Origin of the sequence: Nonomuraea aridisoli (genome assembly GCF_003236395.1) — a bacterium.
Classification (GTDB): Bacteria; Actinomycetota; Actinomycetes; order Streptosporangiales; family Streptosporangiaceae; genus Nonomuraea; species Nonomuraea aridisoli.
On record NZ_POUD01000167.1, the window covers coordinates 1 to 20,066 of the forward strand.

Annotated in this window: 22 protein-coding genes; 7 read left to right on the forward strand and 15 right to left on the reverse strand. The window is 72.6% G+C overall.

All coding sequences use genetic code 11. The features are described 5' to 3' along the window. A partial coding sequence (locus tag C1J01_RS30985) for an ATP-binding protein (protein ID WP_220040187.1) occupies positions 1-1,450 on the reverse strand: 1,450 nt, incomplete at its 3' end. 155 nt (positions 1,451-1,605) lie between these two features. Between C1J01_RS30985 and C1J01_RS30990 the strand changes: the two genes are divergently transcribed. Both C1J01_RS30990 and C1J01_RS30995 read left to right on the forward strand, forming a co-directional pair. Beyond that, on the forward strand, positions 1,606-2,664 hold the full coding sequence (locus tag C1J01_RS30990; protein WP_111182518.1) for a questin oxidase family protein: 1,059 nt from the start codon (positions 1,606-1,608) through the stop codon (positions 2,662-2,664). Between the two features lie 78 nt (positions 2,665-2,742). Continuing rightward, complete coding sequence (locus tag C1J01_RS30995; RefSeq protein WP_111182519.1) at positions 2,743-3,279, forward strand: dihydrofolate reductase family protein; 537 nt, start codon at positions 2,743-2,745, stop codon at positions 3,277-3,279. A gap of 24 nt (positions 3,280-3,303) precedes the next feature. Here the strand turns inward: C1J01_RS30995 and C1J01_RS31000 are convergent, their stop codons facing one another. Further along, positions 3,304-4,200, reverse strand: a complete 897-nt coding sequence (locus C1J01_RS31000) for a LysR family transcriptional regulator (protein WP_111182520.1) — start codon at positions 4,198-4,200, stop codon at positions 3,304-3,306. 91 nt (positions 4,201-4,291) lie between these two features. Here C1J01_RS31000 and C1J01_RS31005 point away from each other — a divergent pair, with 91 nt between their 5' ends. Further along, positions 4,292-5,458: an MFS transporter gene (locus C1J01_RS31005; protein ID WP_181449054.1), complete on the forward strand. Its 1,167-nt coding sequence runs from the start codon at positions 4,292-4,294 to the stop codon at positions 5,456-5,458. On the opposite strand, the gene mutM is transcribed toward C1J01_RS31005, so the two are convergent. The 7 genes from mutM to recG all read right to left on the reverse strand — a co-directional run bounded on the left by mutM (position 5,406) and on the right by recG (position 11,650). After that, complete coding sequence (gene mutM, locus C1J01_RS31010) at positions 5,406-6,251, reverse strand: bifunctional DNA-formamidopyrimidine glycosylase/DNA-(apurinic or apyrimidinic site) lyase (protein WP_111182521.1); 846 nt, start codon at positions 6,249-6,251, stop codon at positions 5,406-5,408. The genes C1J01_RS31005 and mutM overlap by 53 nt on opposite strands. A gap of 96 nt (positions 6,252-6,347) precedes the next feature. Then, complete coding sequence (rnc, locus tag C1J01_RS31015; RefSeq protein ID WP_111182522.1) at positions 6,348-7,067, reverse strand: ribonuclease III; 720 nt, start codon at positions 7,065-7,067, stop codon at positions 6,348-6,350. A 215-nt stretch (positions 7,068-7,282) separates the two neighbouring features. Next, positions 7,283-7,462, reverse strand: coding sequence for a 50S ribosomal protein L32 (gene rpmF / locus C1J01_RS31020; protein ID WP_033409409.1), 180 nt, complete (start codon positions 7,460-7,462; stop codon positions 7,283-7,285). A gap of 1 nt (position 7,463) precedes the next feature. After that, positions 7,464-8,033: a YceD family protein gene (locus C1J01_RS31025; RefSeq protein WP_111182532.1), complete on the reverse strand. Its 570-nt coding sequence runs from the start codon at positions 8,031-8,033 to the stop codon at positions 7,464-7,466. A gap of 53 nt (positions 8,034-8,086) precedes the next feature. Beyond that, positions 8,087-8,563 carry a pantetheine-phosphate adenylyltransferase gene (gene coaD / locus C1J01_RS31030; protein ID WP_111182523.1) on the reverse strand — a complete coding sequence of 159 codons (477 nt, stop codon included), beginning with the start codon at positions 8,561-8,563 and terminating at the stop codon, positions 8,087-8,089. A 14-nt stretch (positions 8,564-8,577) separates the two neighbouring features. Further along, positions 8,578-9,144 carry a 16S rRNA (guanine(966)-N(2))-methyltransferase RsmD gene (gene rsmD, locus C1J01_RS31035; protein ID WP_111182533.1) on the reverse strand — a complete coding sequence of 189 codons (567 nt, stop codon included), beginning with the start codon at positions 9,142-9,144 and terminating at the stop codon, positions 8,578-8,580. A gap of 322 nt (positions 9,145-9,466) precedes the next feature. Then, positions 9,467-11,650, reverse strand: a complete 2,184-nt coding sequence (recG, locus tag C1J01_RS31040) for an ATP-dependent DNA helicase RecG (RefSeq protein ID WP_111182524.1) — start codon at positions 11,648-11,650, stop codon at positions 9,467-9,469. Positions 11,651-11,900: 250 nt separating this feature from the next. Here recG and rpmB point away from each other — a divergent pair, with 250 nt between their 5' ends. Further along, complete coding sequence (gene rpmB / locus C1J01_RS31045) at positions 11,901-12,086, forward strand: 50S ribosomal protein L28 (RefSeq protein ID WP_043618345.1); 186 nt, start codon at positions 11,901-11,903, stop codon at positions 12,084-12,086. A 59-nt stretch (positions 12,087-12,145) separates the two neighbouring features. Here the strand turns inward: rpmB and thiD are convergent, their stop codons facing one another. From thiD to C1J01_RS31060, 3 genes are all read right to left on the reverse strand, one after another. Beyond that, the gene (gene thiD / locus C1J01_RS31050; RefSeq protein WP_111182525.1) at positions 12,146-12,949 is read right to left on the reverse strand and encodes a bifunctional hydroxymethylpyrimidine kinase/phosphomethylpyrimidine kinase; all 804 of its coding nucleotides are present in this window, start codon (positions 12,947-12,949) and stop codon (positions 12,146-12,148) included. An 8-nt stretch (positions 12,950-12,957) separates the two neighbouring features. After that, on the reverse strand, positions 12,958-14,550 hold the full coding sequence (locus tag C1J01_RS31055) for a hypothetical protein (RefSeq protein WP_111182526.1): 1,593 nt from the start codon (positions 14,548-14,550) through the stop codon (positions 12,958-12,960). Between the two features lie 125 nt (positions 14,551-14,675). Continuing rightward, complete coding sequence (locus C1J01_RS31060; RefSeq protein WP_146615783.1) at positions 14,676-15,644, reverse strand: thiamine-phosphate kinase; 969 nt, start codon at positions 15,642-15,644, stop codon at positions 14,676-14,678. Positions 15,645-15,692: 48 nt separating this feature from the next. Here C1J01_RS31060 and C1J01_RS31065 point away from each other — a divergent pair, with 48 nt between their 5' ends. Further along, the gene (locus C1J01_RS31065; protein WP_111182535.1) at positions 15,693-15,926 is read left to right on the forward strand and encodes an Lrp/AsnC family transcriptional regulator; all 234 of its coding nucleotides are present in this window, start codon (positions 15,693-15,695) and stop codon (positions 15,924-15,926) included. Positions 15,927-15,937: 11 nt separating this feature from the next. Further along, a complete protein-coding gene (locus tag C1J01_RS31070) occupies positions 15,938-16,366 on the forward strand; it encodes a DUF3515 domain-containing protein (protein WP_111182527.1) in 429 nt (142 codons plus the stop codon). Here the strand turns inward: C1J01_RS31070 and C1J01_RS31075 are convergent. The 3 genes from C1J01_RS31075 to C1J01_RS31085 all read right to left on the reverse strand — a co-directional run bounded on the left by C1J01_RS31075 (position 16,349) and on the right by C1J01_RS31085 (position 19,197). Then, a complete protein-coding gene (locus C1J01_RS31075) occupies positions 16,349-17,443 on the reverse strand; it encodes a D-alanine--D-alanine ligase family protein (RefSeq protein ID WP_111182528.1) in 1,095 nt (364 codons plus the stop codon). The genes C1J01_RS31070 and C1J01_RS31075 overlap by 18 nt on opposite strands. Positions 17,444-17,522: 79 nt before the next feature. Continuing rightward, a complete protein-coding gene (locus tag C1J01_RS31080; protein ID WP_111182529.1) occupies positions 17,523-18,533 on the reverse strand; it encodes an NAD(P)H-dependent glycerol-3-phosphate dehydrogenase in 1,011 nt (336 codons plus the stop codon). Positions 18,534-18,537: 4 nt separating this feature from the next. Next, on the reverse strand, positions 18,538-19,197 hold the full coding sequence (locus C1J01_RS31085) for a lysophospholipid acyltransferase family protein (protein ID WP_235854780.1): 660 nt from the start codon (positions 19,195-19,197) through the stop codon (positions 18,538-18,540). A gap of 130 nt (positions 19,198-19,327) precedes the next feature. Between C1J01_RS31085 and cofC the strand changes: the two genes are divergently transcribed. Then, positions 19,328-19,975, forward strand: coding sequence for a 2-phospho-L-lactate guanylyltransferase (gene cofC, locus C1J01_RS31090; protein WP_181449056.1), 648 nt, complete (start codon positions 19,328-19,330; stop codon positions 19,973-19,975). Positions 19,976-20,066 lie beyond the last annotated feature (91 nt).

The window sequence follows — 20,066 nt, forward strand, 5'->3', positions numbered from 1 at the left end:
GGTCCGCGGCGGCGGCCGAGGCGGTGGGGGCGTGGCGGGCGGCCTGCTGGAAGTGCTCCAGGGATTCGCTGAGCAGGCGGCGGGCGTAGGTCAGGCGGCCCAGCGAACGGGCGAGCCGGTGCGGCACCACGCCCGGCCCCGGCGGGGCGGTGCGCAACGCGGCGCGCAGGTCGTCGCACACCGCGTCGAAGCCCTCCCGCCAGGGACCGTCGAGGCGCCCGGTGAGCGCCTCGGCGGCGTCGGCGGCCCAGCGCAGGTGCAGGTCGCGGGTCTCGTCCAGGCCGCCGCTCGCCGCCAGTCGCTCCTGGGCGTACGCCCGCACGGTATCCAGCAGCCGCCAGGAGTCCGTGGCGCGACCCCGTACGACCAGGCTCTTGTCCACGAGCCGGCCCAGGACGTCGGCGACGGCGGCCCGGGACGCGTACGGGGCCACGCGGCAGGCGGCCTCCAGCCGGAACGCGCCGGCGAAGACGGCCAGCCGCCGGAAGAGGGCCTGTTCGTCGGGGTCGAGCAGGTCGTGGCTCCAGCCGATCACCGCGCGCAGGGAGCGGTGCCGCTGGTCGGGGTGGCGGCTGCCGGTCAGCAGCCGCAGCGTGTCGTCCAGGGCGGCCAGCAGGCCTTCGGCGCCCAGGGAGGCGCAGCGGGCGGCGGCCAGCTCGATCGCGAGCGGCATGCCGTCCAGCCGGGCGCAGATCTCGGCGACGATCGCCGGCTCGGGCGCGCCCGAGGCCCATCCGGGGTCGGCCGCGGCGACCCGGTCCGCGAACAACGTCTCGGCGTCGGAGGCCAGCGACAGCGGCGCGATCGGGAACACCCGCTCCCCCGGCACGCCGAGGCGTTCCCGGCTGGTGGCCAGCACGGTGACGTCCGGGCATTGGGAGAGCACCCGGTCGGCGAGGGCGGCCGCGGCGTCGAGCACGTGTTCGCAGTTGTCGAGGACCAGCAGCCGCCGGTCCCGGCCGAGCGCGTGCGCCACGGCGTCCTCCAGCGACTGGCCGGACGCCTCGCCCACGCCCAGCGCCCTGGCGACGGCCCCGGCGACCTGCCCGTCGCGCACCGGCACGAGGTCCACGAACGCCCCGCCCAGCGGGAACTCCGGGGCCGCGCCGGTGGCGACGGCCGCGGCCAGCCTGGTCTTGCCGACGCCGCCCGGCCCGGCCAGGGTCACCAGCTCGCCGGGCCGCAGCAGGGCGAGCACGGCGTCACGCTCGTGCGCCCGTCCGATGAACGTGGTGCGCCAGGTGGGCGCGCCGGCCACCTGGCCCGAGGGCGGGGTGCTCAGTCGCCCGGCGGCGGCCAGTGCCCGGCGGTCGGCGACGCCGTGCTTGCGCAACAGGGAGGACACGTGGTTCTCGACGGTGCGCACGGAGATGTGCAGGCGCCGGGCGATCTGGGCGTTGGACAGGTGGGCGCCGAGCAGGGCCAGCACCTCCGCCTCGCGAGGGGACACCGATTCCGGACTCATCGGCCATATCTCACCATCGCCCCTTGGCCCCCGGTAAGTAGGTGGAGCCTGCGTGGTCGATGAGTGGCCGGCACGGATGTACGGCGGGCGGCGCGTTCGCGAGACTTCGAGCACCCGGCGACGCGAACGAGGTGACGACCATGACCGGCGGAGTGCTGAACGAGGCCTACGAACGCTTCCACCGCACCGGCCCCGAATGGGGCGAGGACCAGCTGACCAACCACGGCCCGATGGCCGTCGAGGTGCTGGTGCGGCGCGGCAGGGCCGACTGCGTGGAGCACTGGGTGGAGGCGTACCTGGAGCGGCTCGACGAGCTGCCCACCGGTGCCGCCGCCATCACCGACGACGACTGGCGCGAGGCGCTCGGTGACGGGCGGCGGGTCGGCGACTGGACCGCGTACTTCGAGCGGGCACTGGCGGAACGGCCCTGGCGGGAGGTGCTGGCCACCTGGTGGGAACGGCTGCTGCCGGGCATCGTGGCGGGCACCACGCACGGGGTGATCCGGGTCGGGCACGTGGTGCGCGCCCTCCTGGCCGGCGCGGAGAACCCCGCCACGCTGGGCGAGCTCGCCCACGGGCTGGCGTTCTGGGCGGCGCGGTCCCGGCCGGCGCCGGCCGCGAACCCGCCCGCCGGACGGCTCAGCCCCCTCGCCACGCTGGAGTCGCTGCCGCGGGTCCCCGACCAGCGCGGCAACGTGGCCGGCCGGTTCGGCCAGCTGACGCGCATGCCCGGCTGGCGAACGGCGGTCGGCGGCCTCGCGCCGGCGGCCACCGCGGAGGAGGTGCCGGCCCGCCTGGCGGACCTGGTCGCCGCGGCCACGCGACGCTACCTCGACCACGGCCACGGACAACCCGTCCTCCTGGTGCACACCGCCACCGCGCCGAACGCGGTCCTGCACACCCTGCCCGCGCTGCCCCAGGAGTTGTGGACGCCCAGCCTGACCGCGATCTGGACGACCACCGCGGCGATCTACTCCGCGTACGCGCCGCCCGAGGCCGCGCCGCGCTCGTCACTGCCCACCCCGCCCGACGGCCCCGGCGCCGTCGCGGAGGTCCTGGACCGGGCGGTCGACCACGCCGACGAGCACGTCATCAAGTTCACCGACACCGCGGCCGAGGTCTACACCCGCACCGGCGACCCGGACGCGCTGGCCGCGGCCCTCCGCGTCGCCCAGCTCATCCCGCCCGGGCGACCGTAAGCGGATCAGCAGAAATCGGTAAGCGGGCTCGGACAAAGTCGTGTCCACAGCCAAGAACGCAATCGAAGGAGATGCGCCATGAGGAAGCTGATCGAGTCGACGTTCGTCACCCTCGACGGCGTGATCAGCTCGCCGCACGTGTGGGGACCGCCGTACTGGAACGAGGAGCACAACGAGTACGCGGGCAAGCTGCTGTTCGGCGCCGACGCGCTGCTCCTCGGCCGTGAGACGTATGAGGGGTTCGCGCAGGCCTGGCCGGCCCGGACGGGTGACCCGTACGCCGACCGGATCAACAGCCTGCCGAAGTACGTGGCGTCCACCACGCTGAAGGAGGCCGACGCCTGGAACGGCACCCTGATCCAGGGGGACGTCGCGACGGCGGTGGCCGAGCTGAAGCGGCAGCCGGGCGAGAACATCCTGAAGTTCGGCACCGGCGAGCTCGACCGCACGCTGATCGCCCACGACCTGGTGGACGAGTTCCACTTCTGGACGTTCCCCACCATCGCGGGGAGCGGCGACCGGCTCCTGGACGGCCTGGACGTGACGCACCTGAGGCTGCTGGAGACGACGCGGTTCGAGTCCGGCATCGTCGTCCTGACCTACGGACCCAAGTGATCGAAGCGCCGTGAGGAGGACGTGTCACGCCGCCCGCGGCTCGGCGGCGTGGTCGGCGGCCGCCGCCTCGAACGCCCGCACCGCGGCCGTCTGTGCGGCCTTCAGCCAGGCGAGGCCCAGGATCGATGGGGGCAGCCCGGTGACGGGCACGAACCGGATGTCGGGCCGGCCGTACTGCTCCGCCGAAGGCGCGCAGAACACCATGCCGCCCCTGCCGAGCGCCACCTGGTTCAGGCCCTCCTGCGTGGTGGCCACCTTTCCGGCCCGGGGAATCGCACGTCCGGAGGGCGTCACGGAGGGTGCGACGCGTTCGTGCCAGAAGCGCGGCGCGGGACCGTCCAGCCCGATCAGCGGGACGCCGGCCAGCTCCTCCGCGCCGATGCGCGCCCGGCCCGCGAGGGGGTGGCGCGCGGAGAGCCCGAGCCGGTGGGGGAACCGGTTGAGGCCCCCGCCCGTGGCGAGGTCGGGCTCGTCCACCGGCAGCAGCGTGAACGCGACGTCCACCTGCCCGGCCCGCAGCTTGCCGAAGGGGTCGGACAGCGGGATCTCCACCAGCTCGGCCACACACCCCGGGTGCCGCCGCTCGAAGACGCGCACGGCCCCGGTGACCACGTCGGTCGGCGTGGCCAGGAACCCGACCCTGATCACGCCGGTCACCTCCCTGGCCGCGGCTCTGGCCCTGCTCACGGCGCTCTCCAGCCCGTCGTACGCGGGCCGGAGGTCGGCCAGGAACCGCTCGCCGAGCGGGGTGAGCCGCACCCGCCTGCTCGTGCGCTGGAAGAGCCGCCCGCCGATCCTGGTCTCCAGCGAGCGGATGAGCTGGCTCACCCGCCCCGGCGACAGGTAGAGGCGCTCGGCCGTCCGCGCGAAGTGCAACTCCTCGCTGAGGACGACGAAGCACTCCAGTTCCCTGAACTCCATGGCCCCCTCCGGCCGATCGCTTAGCCCGGTTAAAGCAAGCCTTCGGGGTTCGTCATTGTTCCCACCGGCGCCCCGCAACAGGCTGGACGCCATGACGATCACTGACGTTTCCGTACGGGCGCGCCCGCTCGCCGTGGCCTCCGTGGCCGTGGGCACGTTCGCCATCGTGACCAGCGAGATGCTCCCGGTCGGTCTGCTGACCTCGATCGCCGCCGACCTGGGGGTGTCCGCCGGGACGGCCGGGCTGACCATGTCGGCGCCCGGCCTGGTCGCCGCCGTCGCCGCGCCCGCGCTGGCGGTCACCGCGCGGCGGCTCGACCGGCGCACGATCCTGTTGGCGCTGATGGCGGTGCTGGCCGCGGCGAACCTGGCGGCGGCGCTCGCGCCGAACCACCCCGTGATGCTGGCCGCCCGCGTGCTGACTGGAGTGAGCATCGGCGGGTTCTGGGCCTTCGCGGCCGGTCTCGGCGAACGCCTGGTCCCCGCGCGCCACGTGGGACGGGCCACGTCGATCATCTTGGGCGGAGTGTCGGTGGCGTCGGTGCTGGGGGTGCCGGCGGCGACGTTCGTCTCGTCGTACGCCGGGTGGCGCAGCGCGTTCGCCGCCGCGGGGGTGCTGGCACTGGTTCTGGTCGGAGTGCTGGCCGCGACGCTGCCGCCGCTGCGGCCGGCGCCGGGTGACGCACCCGCCCGGACGGCGGAAAAGCGCTCCACGTGGCTCTCAGGGCCGCTCAAGGTGATCCTGCTCCTGACGGCCCTGACCGTTTCCGGGCACTTCGCCGCCTACACCTACGTCCGTCCGTTCCTGGAGGAGGTCTCACACGCCGGCCCCGTCCTCGTCGGCACCGCCCTCCTGCTGTACGGCGCCGCCGGCGTGGCCGGCAACTTCGCCGCGGGCGCGCGGGCCGCCAGGAGCCCGCGGGCGACCCTCGTCGTGCTGGCCGCGCTCATGGCACTGGCCACCACGCTGCTCCCGCTCACCGGCCCGCCCCTGGTGCTCCTGCTGGTGTGGGGCCTCGGCTACGGCGGGATCGGGGTGACCCTGCAGCTGTGGATCATGCGGACGGGCGGCGGCGAGCTCGGCACGGCGCTGTTCGTCGGCGTCTTCAACGTCTCCATCGCGCTCGGCGCGTTCGCCGGAGGCCGGATCGCCGACGGGGTGTCCGTCTCGGCGGTGATGGGGGTGGCGGCGGGCCTTGCGGCGCTCAGCGCGGCCGTCGCTGGCATCGCGGGCAGGAGTAGGACGAGCGGTTCATGAACGCCTCCCGCATGATCGGGGTGCCGCAGCGCGAGCACGGCAGGTCGCGGCGGCCGTACACCTCCAGCGAGCGCTCGAAGTAGCCGCTCTCGCCGTTGACGTTGACGTACAGGCTGTCGAACGACGTGCCGCCCTGCTCCAGCGCCGCGCCCATGACCGTGCGCACGGCGGCGAGCAGCTCGGCCACCTTCGGCCGGGTGAGCGTCTGCGTCGGGCGCGACCAGTGCAGCCGGGCGATCCACAGGGCCTCGTCGGCGTAGATGTTGCCGACGCCGCTGATCAGCGACTGGTCGAGCAACGCCCGCTTGACCTCCGTGTGCCTGGCCCGGAGCCTGCGGGTGAACTCGGCCTCGTCGAACGCCTCCTCGAACGGGTCGGGGGCGATGTGGGCGATCGGCGCCGGCACGCCGCCGACCAGCGAGGTGAGCATGACGTGACCGAACGTGCGCTGGTCGACGAACCTCAGGTCGAGGCCGCCGTCCTCGAAGCGCAGGCGTACCCGCAGGTGTTTCTCCAGCGGCGAGTCGGGGGCGACGACCAGCAGCTGGCCGCTCATCCCCAGGTGCGCCAGCAGCGCCTCCTCGGCGCCCGACAGGGGCAGCCACAGGTATTTGCCGCGGCGCTCGGCGGACAACACCGTACGGCCCTTGAGCCGGGCGGCGAACTCGTCGGCGCCCGGCAGATGGCGCCTGATCGCACGGGGATGCAGGACCTCCGCGGACGCGATCTCGCGGCCGACCACCCACTGCGCGAGGCCGCGCCTGACGACCTCGACCTCCGGCAGCTCCGGCACTTCCGACCTCGCCCTCTCAGCATGGGCGCCTCACCGCGAGGCCACCCACCTCTCACCCTCAGGACAACACCCGCCGCCCCGGAGCGCTTCCGGGGATCAGGCGGTGGGCTGGCTCTCGCGCTGCTCGCGGCGGGCGCGGATGCGGGTCCAGGCCGCCTCGGCCGCCTGCTGCTCGGCCTCCTTCTTGCTGCGCCCGGTGCCCGAGCCGTAGGACTCGCCGCCGACCCGCACCATGGCCGTGAACGACTTGGCGTGGTCGGGGCCGCTCTCCTCGACGTGGTATTCGGGCACGCCGAGCGCCTCGGAGGCGGTCAGCTCCTGCAGCGAGGTCTTCCAGTCGAGCCCGGCGCCCAGCGACGCCGAACGCACGATGAGCGGGTCGAACAGCAGGTGGACCACCCGGAACGCCTCGTCGAGCCCCTTGTCGACGTAGATCGCGCCGATGAGCGCCTCGAGGGTGTCGGCCAGGATGGAGGACTTGTCGCGCCCGCCGGTGCCCTCCTCACCCCTGCCGAGCCGCAGGAACCGGCCCAGCCCGAGCCCCCTGGCCACGTCGGCCAGCGCCCGCATGTTGACCACGGCGGCACGCAGCTTCGCGAGCTGGCCCTCCGGCAGGTCGGGGTGGTTGCGGTAGAGGGTGTCGGTGACCACCAGGCCCAGCACCGAGTCGCCCAGGAACTCCAGACGCTCGTTGGTCGGCAGGCCGCCGTTCTCGTACGCGTAGGAGCGGTGGGTCAGCGCCCGCTCCAGGATGTCGGGGCCGAGCCCGACCGACAGGACCCGCTCCAGCTCGTCTCTGGCGACCTCCACGGCCACCGGCTTAGGACCTGCGCCCACGTGTTTCCTCCTCGGACATCTTCACATGGCGCGTCGGCTGCGAATGATGCCCGAAAACGTGGTGGGCGTCGGGGTAACGCGTAGCCCCGGCGTCCACCACGGCCGCGGGCGAACCGCCGCCGCACGCATCTGAGACGGTAACGCCGACCGAGGCACTTTGGCACCCGGTCGGCATCACGTCAACTGCTGGCGGATCAGGCGGACGGCTCGATGACCTGACGACGGTTGTAGGTGCCGCAGGTGGGGCACGCGATGTGCGGCTGCTTGGGCGACCGGCACTGCGGGCAGCTCACCAGGGCGACGGCAGTCGTCTTCCACTGGGAGCGACGGGCGCGGGTGTTGCTCCGCGACATCTTTCGCTTCGGGACGGCCACGTCACTTCTCCTGATCGTTATCTGTGTCGGTAATCAGACCTTGCAACGACGCCCAGCGGGCGTCGATCTTCTCGTGCCGGTGGTCGGCGCCGGCCTCCGCCAGCTTGACTCCGCACTCCACGCAGAGCCCCGGGCAGTCCTCACGGCAGACGGGGCTCAGCGGCAGTGCGAGCACCACCGCGTCGCGGAACGTCGGCTCGAGGTCGAGCAGCTCACCGTCGAGCAGTGAATCCTCCTCCGAGGCGTCCTCGTCGGAGTAGAAGAACAGCTCCTGCAGATCGACCTCGATCTCGGAGGAGACCGGGTCGAGGCACCGCGCGCACTCCCCCGCGAGGGGGGCCCGCGCCGCGCCCGAGACGAGCACGCCTTCCATCACCGCTTCGAGCCGGAGATCCAGCTCGACTTCAGCGTCTTTGGGGACGCCGATCATGTCGACGCCGAGATCCGCCGGTGCCGGGAGGACCAGGGACATCTGCCGCATCGTGCCCGGCCGCTTTCCCAGGTCGTGAGTGGAGATCACCCAAGGGGAGCGGGGGTCGAGGTGCTGAGTCATCCTGCTCTCGCTAGGCATGGCGAAAACCTCGCCGTCGTACAAGGCCGAAATGAAAGGATAGCAGGTCGCGGTCAGCCCCTGAGCCGCTCGATGAGCAGCTTGTGGACGAGATCGGGAACCAGCCCCGAGACGTCGCCGCCGTAGCGGGCGATCTCCTTCACCCGCGAGGAGGACAGGAAAGAATATTCGGGATTGGTCGGCATGAACAACGTCTCCACGCCCGACAACCGGTAGTTGAGCTGGGCCATCTGGAGCTCGTAGTCGAAATCGCTGACGACCCTGATGCCTTTGACGATGGCCGGAATGTCGTTCTGCCTGCAGAAATCGACAAGGAGGCCGTGAAATTTGCGTACGTTGACGTTCGGGAAGTCCTTCGTGACGGTCTGCAGGACCTCGATCCGTTCGTCGACCGTGAACAGACTGCTTTTCTCGACGTTGATGAGGACTGCCACGGTCACCTCGTCATACAGCCGTGCGGAGCGGGCGATGATGTCGAGGTGGCCATTCGTGATGGGGTCGAACGACCCCGGGCAGACTACGCGGCGCAAGACGCCTCCCAGGTCTACGGGTTCCCGGCGGCGCGACCGTACCAAACGGATGCTTCGCCATAACGACGGACCCTCTCCTCAACGTACCCTTCGGGCCACACCAGGGGCATTCCCCTGCTTTCCCTCTCGAACGCCACCAATCCCCCGTCAACCAGCCAGCCGTTGTCCCGCAAAAGCGCCAAAGTCGCCGCGACCTCGCTGTCGGCCATCGCATACGGTGGATCGGCGAACACGATGTCGAACGGCTCCCCGGGCTCCTTGCCGAGCACCCGCTCCACCTTGTCGGCCACCAGGCGGGCGCCGTCGAGGCCGAGCGTCCGGATGTTCTCCTTGATCGTGCGGACGGCCTTGGGATCGGACTCCACCAGCACGGCCTCGGCCGCGCCCCGCGACAGGGCCTCCAGGCCGATCGCGCCCGATCCGGCGTACAGGTCGAGGACGCGGGCGTCGCGCAGGCCGTACAGGGAGTCGAGCGTCAAGAAGATGCCTTCCCTGGCCCTGTCGCTGGTCGGCCTCGTGCCGCGCCCCGGCGGGACGGCCAATCGGCGCCCACCCGCCACGCCTGCGATGATCCGCGTCATGTGACCCATTGTTCCGCATGGTCACGCGGGTCAAGAGTGGACAAGTGTCTGCCTCGACTGCGCAAGGGTGATTCACATCGGGCGGGGGGCCACGCAAGATGAGTCTGCGGCCTCCGAGATGACCCACGTGGAGGCCGACCGGCGTGATCGTGAGCCCTTCCGCACGCCGGTTCCCTCGGCACCTGACCCGAGGGTGGGCCCAGCCGGGGACGGCATTCGGGGGGAGGCCGTCCCCGCGGCTGGGTTCGTCTTTTCGATCAGCTCTTCCCGCCGGAGCTCCGGCGCCCTCACCTCAAGCCACGCTCCGGTCCGGCGCCTCGTCTCAGGTCTTCTCCAGGTATTCGGCCCGCTCGTCGGCCAGCAGCCGGTCGATCTCGGCGCGCAGCGCGTCGTGCGCGCGCAGCTCGGGATCGCTCTCCAGCAGCCTCGCCGCCTCCTCGCGGGCCGTGGCGATCACCTCTTCGTCGCGCAGCAGCTGCAGCAGCTTCAGCGACGACCGCTTGCCCGACTGCGCCGCCCCCAGCACGTCGCCCTCGCGCCGCTGCTCCAGGTCGACCCGCGACAGCTCGAACCCGTCGAGGGTGGCCGCCACCGCGTCGAGCCGGGCGCGCGCGGGCGTGCCCTCGGGGAAGTCGCTGACCAGCAGGCACAGGCCCGGCAGTCCGCCCCGGCCGACCCGCCCCCTGAGCTGGTGGAGCTGGGAGACGCCGAAGCGGTCGGCGTCCATGATGATCATGACGGACGAGTTGGGCACGTCGACCCCCACCTCGATGACCGTGGTGGCCACCAGCACGTCGAGCTCGCCCCGCGTGAACGCCCGCATGACGGCGTCCTTCTCCTCCGGCGGCAGCTTGCCGTGCAGCGTGCCGACGCGCAGGTCGTGGAAGGGCCCCTGGGTGAGCAGCTCGGCCACGTCGAGGACGGCGAGCGGCGGCCGGCGCTCGTCACCGGAGGCCGCGTCGGAGACCGCGAGGTCGCCCTCGTCGCCCTCCAGGTCGCCGATGCGCGGGCACACGATGTACGCCTGTCGGCCCAGCGCGACCTCCTCGCGCACCCGCTGCCACGTGCGCTCCAGGTAGTGGGGCTTCTCGGCGGCCGGGACGACGTGGGTGGTGATGGGCGCCCGGCCCGACGGCAGCTGCGACAACGTCGAGACCTCCAGGTCGCCGAACACCGTCATCGCGACCGTGCGCGGGATCGGGGTGGCCGTCATGACCAGGACGTGGGGACGGGCCTGGCCGGCCTTCTCGCGCAGGGCGTCGCGCTGCTCGACGCCGAAGCGGTGCTGCTCGTCGACCACGACCAGCCCCAGGTCGGCGAACTGGACGTGCTCCTGCAGCAGGGCGTGGGTGCCGACGACGATGCCGGCCGTGCCGGAGGCCACGTCGAGCAGGGCCGCGCGGCGGGCGGCGGCGCCCATCGAGCCGGTCAGCAACGTCACCGCGGTGCCCCCGAACATCCCGCCCTGCGCGAGGTCTCCGAGCATGGCGCTGATCGAGCGGTGGTGCTGCTGGGCCAGCACCTCGGTGGGCGCCAGCAGCGCGGCCTGGCCCCCGGAGTCGACCACCTGCAGCATCGCGCGCAGCGCCACCACGGTCTTGCCGGCGCCGACCTCGCCCTGCAGCAGCCGGTGCATCGGGTGTTCGAGCGCCAGGTCTGCGGCGATCTCCTCGCCGACCGCGGCCTGGCCCTCCGTGAGCGCGAACGGCAGCCGCTCGTCGAAGGCGGCCAGCATGCCGTCGGAACGCCTCGGCCGCGGCTTGGCGGGCCAGGCGGTCGCGGCCTGGCGCCGCTGCAGCAACACGGCCTGCAGCACGAACGCCTCGTCGAACTTCAGCCGCTTGCGCGCCCACCCCACCTCGGCGAAGTCCTTCGGCCGGTGGATGGCGACCAGCGCCTCGCCGAGATCCTGCAGCCCGTGGCGGGCGCGCAGGGCGGCGGGCAGCGGGTCGTCGAGCGGGCCGAGCGTGTCGAGGACCACACCGACGGCGCGCCTGATCGCCCACGGCGTCAGGTCCTTGCCCGCCGGATAGATCGGCACCGGCGCCGCCGCGAACTCCTCGGCGCTCGCCTCGCTCTCCTCGAACAGCTCGAACTCCGGGTGGGCGAGCTGCCAGCGGGGCTTGCCGCGCGAGCCGAAGAGCCCGACCTTGCCGGCGAACATGCCGCGCCGCCCCGGCTTGAGACGCGACTCGGCCGCGTGGGACCCCTTGCCGAAGAACGCCAGGTAGAGCCGGTTGCCGTCGCCGTCGACGACCTCGACCTCCAGCCAGGTGCCGCCGCGGTTGCGCATGGGCTTGCGCATCAGCCTGCTGACCTCGCCGACCACGGTGACGTGCTCGTCGACCTCCAGCGCGTCGAGCGTGGTCAGCTCGCCGCGCTCGGCGTAGCGGCGCGGGTAGTGGCGCAGCAGGTCGCCGACCGTCTCCAGGTCGAGCACGCTGTGCAGCAACTTGGCGGTCTTCGGGTCGAGCGCCTTCGTCAGAGGCTCGTCGAAACGGCTCACGGCATTTAGTTCTACCGCCTGCGGCCGACAGGAATCCCGATGACGCCGCCGGGGGCGCGTCCGGGACTCCCGGGATGCGCTAGCGTTGCCGCTGGAGAATACCGACGTCCGGGTCCGATCCAGATGCTCTGGTTCGCGTCCACAGGTGTGGATCGGATATTCTCGTCTGGCTGGCCGGTTGTCCCGGCATGCCCTCCGCCCGGAAACATCAGCGGACAGGGCTACATCGACTGTTTTAAGGAGCGATACCGTGGCTTCCGTCTGCGATGTCTGCCGCAAGGGGCCGACGTTCGGCAACAACGTGTCCCACTCCCACCGCCGCACCCGCCGTCGTTGGAACCCCAACATTCAGACGGTTCGCGCGGTCGTCGGTGGCACGCCGAAGAAGCTGAACGTGTGCACGTCGTGCATCAAGGCGGGCAAGGTCACCCGCTAATCCCACGTCCGCGAAAGCCCGCTGCTCCCGGGAGCAGCGGGCTTTCGCCGTGTCCGGGGTCAGCGCCAGCGCCAGGCGTGGTCCACGGGGCCGATGCCGGAGCCGAGGGGGAAACCGCGGGCGATGGCGCCCGTCACGTACTCCTTGGCCGCGCCCACGGCGGCCGGCACGTCGTCGCCCAGGGCCAGGCGGGAGGCGATGGCGGAGGCGAGCGTGCAGCCCGTTCCGTGGGTGTGGCGGTTGTCCAGGCGCTCGGCGGTGAAGCGGTATTCGTCGGTGCCGTCGGTGAGCAGGTCCACCGGCGCTCCCGGCAGGTGGCCGCCCTTGATCAGCGCCCAGGTGGGGCCGAGCTCCAGGACGGCGTCCGCCGCCCTCCTGAGCCCGTCCTCGTCCTCCACCTTCACGGAGGTGAGCTGCTCGACCTCCCACAGGTTCGGGGTCACCACGGTCGCCACGGGCAGCAGCCTGGTCCGCATGGTCTCGACGGCGTCGGGCGCGAGCAGCGTGTCGCCGTGCTTGGAGACCCCGACGGGGTCCACGACGAGCGGCGCGGCGTACCCGCCGAGCGTCTCCGCCACCGTCTCCACCAGCACGGGCGAGGCCAGCATGCCGGTCTTCACCGCCTGCGCCCCGATGTCGCCGAGCACGGAGTCGAGCTGGGCCCGTACGGCCTCGGGCGGCAGCTCCCAGTAACCCTGGACGCCGAGTGAGTTCTGGGCCGTGACCGCGGCGATGACGCTCATGCCGTGGACGCCCATGGCGAGCATGGTCTTCAGATCGGCCTGGATGCCCGCGCCGCCGCCGGAGTCGGAGCCGGCGACGGTCAGCACACGTGGAGGGGTCGAAACCGTCATGTCCCCCATCCAACCATTCAGGTGACGACGCACTCCCCGGTGACGAGCCCGCAGTTCTGCGCCTCGGCGCCCTTGCCGGTCGCCGTGAACGACACCTCCACCGACTCCCCGGCCGGCAGCGGGGTCTCCACGTCGAGGATCAGCAGGTCACCGTCCTGCGTCCAGTCGGCGCCGTCCACGTCCACGACCCTGCCGTTCACCGGCATGGAGACCGTGGCGCTCTGCAGCGTCCGGGCGGAGGTGTTCGAGACCGTCAGCTCGGCCTGGTAGGAGGCCGCGCGCTGGCTGATGGACTGCTCCACGCCGACGGAGCCGCCGGGCGCGAGCTGCTGGGGCTGCCCCGGCTGTTGCAGGGGCTGCTGCGGCGCGGGCACGTTCGGCGTCCCCGTGTCGGCCGGCGTCGGCGCGTCCTCCTTTCTCGGGAGCGTGTCGGTGACGGCGTCGTCCAGCACCGAGACCTCCTGCTGCGGAGTCTCCGACGCCTCCTCCACCGCCTCGACCGGCGTGTCGGCGGGCGGCTCGTCCTGCGTGGCGCTCGACGGGCTCTTGGCCTTCGTCCTCGTGGGCTCCGGCGCGGCCGAGGCCGTGCGGCGCGGGGTGCCGACGTTCGAGTCGGCGGTCGGCGTGGGGGTGTCCGGCGCGGTGGACTCCTCCTCCACGGGATCCTCGTCCGGTACGGTCTCGGACTCCTCCTCGACCGGATCGGCGACCTCGGGAGCCGGCTGCCCCGCGGATTCCTGCACGGCCGTGCAGGACGTGCCCTCGCACGCGGCGGGGTCGCCCGGCGAGCTGATGAACGAGACGCCCGCCACGGTGCCGCCCAGCACGACGGCGACGGCGGCCACGGACAGCAGCGCCATCTTGCCCTTGCCGGCGCCCTCCGGGGCGGCCAGCACGTCGTCGCCGCCGCGTTTGCGCCGGCCGCGGCGGCCCTTGGGCTCGTCGCCGGAGTCGCCCAACGAGCCGGAGTCGAGGAAGCCGGTCTCGGCGTTCGCCCAGGCCGGGGCCGGCATGGCCGTCGGCGAGCCGGCCACCTTGACGTCGCCGGGCTCGGGCGGCCCGCCGTAAGGGGCGTCGAACCCGGCCGTACGGTCGCCGGCCTCGGGCGGGCCACCGTAAGGGGCGTCGAACCTGGCGGTGCGGTCGCCGTCGAAGGCGTCCCTCCCGTCAGGGCCGCCGCCGAAGACGGCCGTCTGGTCGGCGGAGACGGGGAAGAAGTCCCCGGTGTCCGGCCCGTCGAAGGGACGGCCGGAGGGCTGGTTCGGGGGCGCGTCCCACTCGGGCGGGCGGGCGAAGGCGCCGGTCGTCTCGTACGGCCCGGCCTCCTCCGGCGCTCCCGGAGGGAACCCTCCCGCGCTGCCGGCCGCGGGGAAGGCCGCCGGATCACCGGGCAGCGCGAAGGCCCCGGTGGTCTCGTACGGCTCCGACTGCGGCGCGGGCGGCGGCGCGTCGGTGCGCCGGGGCATGGGGGCCCACTGGCCCGTCACCTCGGGCTGGTCCGGCAGCGACGGCCAGCCCGGCGGCTCGGCCTGCTCGTCAGGACCCCAGAATGCGCTCTTCCCCCACTCGTCCCCGTCGTCGGATCCACCTCTGCCGTGACGGCGGCCCATGGTTGCCCTTTCTGCCGGTTACCGTGGCCGCCAATCTTCATAACACCTTTACTACGCCGCTGTCACAATAATCCCGCCAGTGCTACCCCAAAACGGGAAATTGTCACTCAAATCGGGACACTGCCTCACCGAAAGTGATCCCATCCGCGCCGCCCGACCTCCCGGCCGCGCACCACGACGCCCTCGCCCTCGCTCACTCGTCCCACGACCTGCCACGACGCGGGCAGAGACACGTCGGCGGGGAACACCGCGGCCAGCGCGTGGTCCTCGCCTCCGGTGAGCACCCACTCCAGCGGATCAGCCCCGAGCTCCTTGGCCGCCGCCGCCACCGGCTCCCCCACGGCGAACGCCTCAGGATCGAGCTCGACGCGCACCCCGCTGGCCTCGGCGATGTGGCCGAGGTCCTGCAGCAGCCCGTCGCTGACGTCCAGCATCGCCGTGGCGCCCAGCCCGGCCGCCACGGGCCCCATCGCGTACGGCGGGCACGGCCTGCGGTGGCCCGCCACGGCCTCCCGCAGCGCGGGGCCGTCGGCCGGGACGCCCGCCTCCAGCAGGGCCCACCCGGCGGCGGCGTAGCCCAGCCGCCCCGCCACCGCCACCACCTGGCCGGGCCGCGCGCCCGACCGCAGCACAGGAGCGCGCCCGTGCAGGTCGCCCAACGCGGTCACGCCGAGGACGACCAGGTCGCAGCGGGTGACGTCGCCGCCGGCCACGCTGGCGCCCACCGTCGCGCACTCGTCGCGGAAGCCGTCGGTCAGCGCGTCGAGCCAGTCGAGGGGCAGGTCGGCCGGGATGCCGAGCCCCACCACGATGGACGTCGGCGTCGCGCCCATGGCGGCCACGTCGGCGAGGTTCTGGGCGGCGGCCTTGCGGCCCACGTCGTAGCCGCCGGACCAGTCGCGCCGGAAGTGTCTGCCCTCCAGCAACAGGTCCGTCGAGACGACCACACGCCCGTCGGGCGCGCTCATGACGGCGGCGTCGTCCCCGGGGCCGAGCATTACCGCCGCTCCCTGGGGCAGACGTGCGGTAATACGATTTACCACACCGAATTCGCCGAGATCTCCGACTGTGATGGCGCACCTCCTGACGCACACAGGGTACGGTGGCCCTTCGGCGTGATCCAATCGCCCGGGGAGGACGTGATGGTGCAGGCCTACATCCTTATCCAGACCGAGGTCGGCAAGGCTGCCGCCGTGGCCCAGGAGATCTCCGGGATCCCCGGAGTGACCCAGGCCGAGGACGTGACGGGGCCCTACGACGTGATCGTGCGCGCTGAGGCCAACAACGTCGACGAGCTGGGCAAACTCGTCGTCGCCCAGATCCAGGCCGTGCAGGGCATCACACGTACTCTTACGTGTCCGATCGTTCATATTTGAAGGTAGTTCGCATGCGTGCCGCAGCCGTGCTGCTCGTGCTCCTGACGCTCGCCGGTTGCGGCACCGTACGCGTCGAGCCGCCCGTCCCGGCGGGCGAGGCGGTGGCGGCCTGCGACAAGCTCGCCACCCTGCTGCCCGAGACGCTCGACGGCGACGAGCGGACCCCGTCGGAGCCGGAGTCGCCGTACGTCGCCGTCTGGGGCTCCGGCGCCATCGCGCTGCGCTGCGGCGTGCCCCGGCCGGCCCGGATGGCGCCCACCGACCGGCTCCAGGAGATCGGCGGCGTGGGCTGGTTCGCCGATCCCGACCGGCCCACGTTGTTCACCGCCGTGACCGATCCGGCCTACATCGAGGTCACGGTCGGCGGCGAGCACGTGGCCGCGGAGGTGCTGGCCGACCTGTCGAAGCCGATCGCCCAGGTCTCAGCGCAGCCCGGGTGAGCGCGACAGGGCGAGCTGGATGAGCCGGTCGACCAGCGCCGGGTACGACAGCCCCGAGGCCGCCCACAGCTGCGGCGCCACCGACAGCGACGTGAAGCCGGGCATGGTGTTGATCTCGTTGAGGATGAGCCTGCCGTCGGGCGTGTAGAAGAAGTCGACCCGCGCGAGCCCCTCGCACTCCAGCGCCTCGAACGCCCGCACCGCCATCGCCCGCAACTCCTCGCCGGTCTCCTGCGGGATGTCGGCGGGCACGGTCAGCGACATCTGGTCGGGGTAGTACTTCGCCTCGAAGTCGAAGAACTCCTGGCCGCCCTCGACCCGCACCTCGCCGGGCAGCGACGCGGCGGCCGGCTCGTCGCCCAGCGACTGCAGCACCGCGCACTCGATCTCGCGGCCGGCGATCGCGGCCTCGATGAGCACCTTGGGGTCGTGCCGGCGGGCGAACTCCACGGCCTCCTCCAGGCTCGCCCGGTCGTGGGCCTTGGAGATGCCCTGCGACGAGCCCGCCCTGGCCGGCTTGACGAACACCGGGTAGCCGAGTTGCTCGGCCTCCTTGAGCACGCACTCACGGTTGAGCCGCCAGTCGCGGTCGCGGACGACGACGTAGGCGCCCGTCGGCAGCCCCGCGGCGGCCAGCACGGTCTTCATGTACGCCTTGTCCATGCCCACCGCGCTGGCCAGCACGCCGGAGCCGACGTACCGCACGCCGGCCATCTCGAGCAGGCCCTGGATCGTGCCGTCCTCGGCGAACGGCCCGTGCATCACGGGGAAGACCACGTCGACGGAGCCGAGCTCCACGGGGATGCTGCCGGGGTCGTAGGCCACCAGCGAGCTGCCGTCGGTCGGCAGCGCCAGCGCCGCGCCGCTGGTGTCGACGGCCGGCAGCTCACCGCCCTCGATGGCGAACCGCTGGTCGGACGCGGCCAGCACCCATCTGCCGTCCTGGGCGATCCCGATGGGGATCACCTCGTACTTGCTCCTGTCGATCGCCTCCAGCACGCTTCCCGCGCCCATCAGGGACACGGCGTGCTCGGAATTGCGACCCCCGAAAACGACGGCGACGCGTGGCTTGCTCATGGTGTCCGAATCTACCGGGACGGCCCTGGCACGGCGAGACGAGCACGCCGTATTGCGACATTTCCGCTGGCAGCCGAGGTCAGACGCCGTACCTCTCGGGCTTCGGCGAGCGGGACATGAGCAGCATGCCCGCCTCGGACGGCGACATGCCGTCGTGGACCACCCCGACGACGACCTCGGTGATCGGCATCTCGACGTCGTGTTTCCTGGCCAGCTCCAGCACCGACTCGCAGGACTTCACGCCCTCGGCGGTCTGCCTGGTGGCCGCGACCACCTCGTCGAGCGTCATGCCCCTGCCGAGGTTCTCCCCGAACGTCCGGTTGCGCGACAGCGGTGACGTGCACGTCGCCACGAGGTCGCCCATGCCCGCCAGGCCGGCGAACGTGTGGGGGTCGGCCCCGAGCGCGGCGCCGAGCCGGGAGATCTCGGCCAGGCCCCGGGTGATGAGCATGGCGCTGACGTTGTCGCCCATGCCCATGCCCGCCGAGACGCCCACGGCCAGCGCGATCACGTTCTTCACCGCGCCGCCCAGCTCGACCCCGATCACGTCGGGGTTGGTGTAGGGGCGGAACCACGGCGGCAGGTGGCAGATGGCCTGGAGGCGTTCGGCGACCGCGACGTCGGTGCAGGCCACCACGGTCGCGGCGGGCTGGCGGTGGGCGATCTCCTGGGCCAGGTTGGGCCCGGAGACGACCGCGACCCGCTCCTCCGGCACCTCGGCGACCTCGCGGATCACCTCGCTCATGCGCTTGGTCGTGCCGAGCTCGATGCCCTTCATCAGGCTGACCAGCACGGCCTTCGCCGGGATGTACGGCCGCCAGGCCGCCAGGTTGGGCCGCAGCCGCTGCGACGGCACGGCCAGCACCACGAAGTCGGCCCCGGCGAGCGCCCGCTCGGGGTCGGTCGTGGCCCGCAGCGTGGGCGGCAGCGGCACGCCGGGCAGGTAGTCGGGGTTGACGTGGTCGCGGTCGATCGCCTCGACCAGCTCGCGCCTGCGGCCCCAGAGCGTGACCTCGTTGCCGGCCTCCGCCAGGATCATCGCGAACGTGGTGCCCCACGAGCCCGTGCCGAACACGGCCACCTTCGTCATGCCATCACCGTCCGGCGGGGTCGTAGGGAGTCTCGGGGGCCTTCTCTCCCCGCAGCTCCGCCAGCTGCGCGGTGACCGCCGCCATGATGTCGGCCGTCGCCGCGCGCAGCACGTCGGCGCGCGGCGGCTGCCCCGCGTACTTCGACAGGTCGACCGGCTCGCCCACCGACACCCGGAAGGTCTTGCGCGGGAACAGCCTCGGCCTCTTCTCACCGTACGGCAGCAGCTCGTGTGCTCCCCAATGGGCCACCGGGATGACCTGCGCGCCGCTCTCCAGCGCCAGCCGGGCCGCGCCGGTCTTGCCCACCATGGGCCACAGGCGGGGATCGCGGGTGCAGGTGCCCTCCGGGTAGAACAGGATCGCGCAGCCGTCGGCGAGCCGTTCGGACGAGACGCGCAGCGACCTGGCCGCCTCGGCGCTGCCCCGGTCGACCGGGATGGCGAGCAGACTGCGCACGGCCTTGCCCAGGAGCGGCACCTTGAACAGCGCCGACTTGGCCAGGATCACCGGCCAGCGGCCGTGGTTGTACAGGAAGTGCGACAGCAGCACGGGATCGGTCCACGACAGGTGGTTGGCGGCGATGATGACGCCGCCGGTGCGCGGGAGGCGCTCGCCGTGTCGCCAGTCTTTCTTGACCAGGAGCCAGGACAGGGGTTTCACCACAACGACTGCCAGGGTTTCCCAGAAACGCGACGGTCTCGTGGGGCGGCTCATGGTCTCCTCCAACACGTACGGGATGCGCCCCAAGTCTCCCGGTTGGCCGGAGGAGATGTCGAGGCGGGATGCTTACCCTATGAGCATCCGCTGGTCCCTGGTCATTCCGGTGAAGACGCTGGTTGCGGCGAAGACCCGGCTCGCCGCCGCGACGGGCCCGCACCGTACGCGCCTCGCCGTGGCCGTGGCCTGCGACACCGTGGCCGCGGCGCTGTCCTGCCCGCCGGTCGCCCGGGTGGTCGTGGTGACGGCCGATCCCGCCGCCGCCGGGCCGCTGGCCGCGCTGGGGGCCGACGTGGTGCCCGACCCCGACCGCGGGCTCAACACCGCGCTGCGCACCGGGGCCGCCCACGCCGTACGCGTGGCGCCCGGCGACGCGGTGGGCGCGCTGCAGGCCGACCTGCCCGCGCTGCGGCCGGCCGAGCTGGCGGTGGCGCTGGAGGCGGCGGCGGAGTTCGACCAGTCGTTCGTGCCGGACGCGCTCGACGTCGGCACGACGTTCTACGGGGTGCTGCCCGGCCGGCCGTTCGGGCCGCGGTTCGGCGGGGAGTCGCGGGCCAAGCACCTGGCGGCCGGGGCCAAGGAGTTGTGCGTCCCGGGCATCGACTCGCTCAGGCGCGACGTGGACACCCCCGACGACCTGCGGGCGGCCATCCGCCTCGGGCTCGGCGAGCACACCGCGGCGGTCGTCGCCGACCTGTGGCCGCTCACGCCGCCACCCGCCTGATGCCGGGGGCGGTGACGATCGCGAGGTACGACAGCCCGAGCAGGGCGACCCCGGCCGCGAAGACCCCCTGACCGCCGAGCCACTCCCCCAG

Bases quoted from the DNA above. Each gene is read 5' to 3' on its own strand.
- C1J01_RS30990 (WP_111182518.1), top strand. From the start codon at position 1,606: ATGACCGGCGGAGTGCTGAACGAGGCCTACGAACGCTTCCACCGCACC.
- C1J01_RS30995 (WP_111182519.1), top strand. From the start codon at position 2,743: ATGAGGAAGCTGATCGAGTCGACGTTCGTCACCCTCGACGGCGTGATC.
- C1J01_RS31000 (WP_111182520.1), bottom strand. From the start codon at position 4,200: ATGGAGTTCAGGGAACTGGAGTGCTTCGTCGTCCTCAGCGAGGAGTTG.
- C1J01_RS31005 (WP_181449054.1), top strand. From the start codon at position 4,292: ATGACGATCACTGACGTTTCCGTACGGGCGCGCCCGCTCGCCGTGGCC.
- C1J01_RS31025 (WP_111182532.1), bottom strand. From the start codon at position 8,033: ATGCCTAGCGAGAGCAGGATGACTCAGCACCTCGACCCCCGCTCCCCT.
- rsmD (WP_111182533.1), bottom strand. From the start codon at position 9,144: ATGACGCGGATCATCGCAGGCGTGGCGGGTGGGCGCCGATTGGCCGTC.
- thiD (WP_111182525.1), bottom strand. From the start codon at position 12,949: ATGGGGGACATGACGGTTTCGACCCCTCCACGTGTGCTGACCGTCGCC.
- C1J01_RS31055 (WP_111182526.1), bottom strand. From the start codon at position 14,550: ATGGGCCGCCGTCACGGCAGAGGTGGATCCGACGACGGGGACGAGTGG.
- C1J01_RS31065 (WP_111182535.1), top strand. From the start codon at position 15,693: ATGGTGCAGGCCTACATCCTTATCCAGACCGAGGTCGGCAAGGCTGCC.
- C1J01_RS31070 (WP_111182527.1), top strand. From the start codon at position 15,938: ATGCGTGCCGCAGCCGTGCTGCTCGTGCTCCTGACGCTCGCCGGTTGC.
- C1J01_RS31075 (WP_111182528.1), bottom strand. From the start codon at position 17,443: ATGAGCAAGCCACGCGTCGCCGTCGTTTTCGGGGGTCGCAATTCCGAG.
- C1J01_RS31080 (WP_111182529.1), bottom strand. From the start codon at position 18,533: ATGACGAAGGTGGCCGTGTTCGGCACGGGCTCGTGGGGCACCACGTTC.
- cofC (WP_181449056.1), top strand. From the start codon at position 19,328: ATGAGCATCCGCTGGTCCCTGGTCATTCCGGTGAAGACGCTGGTTGCG.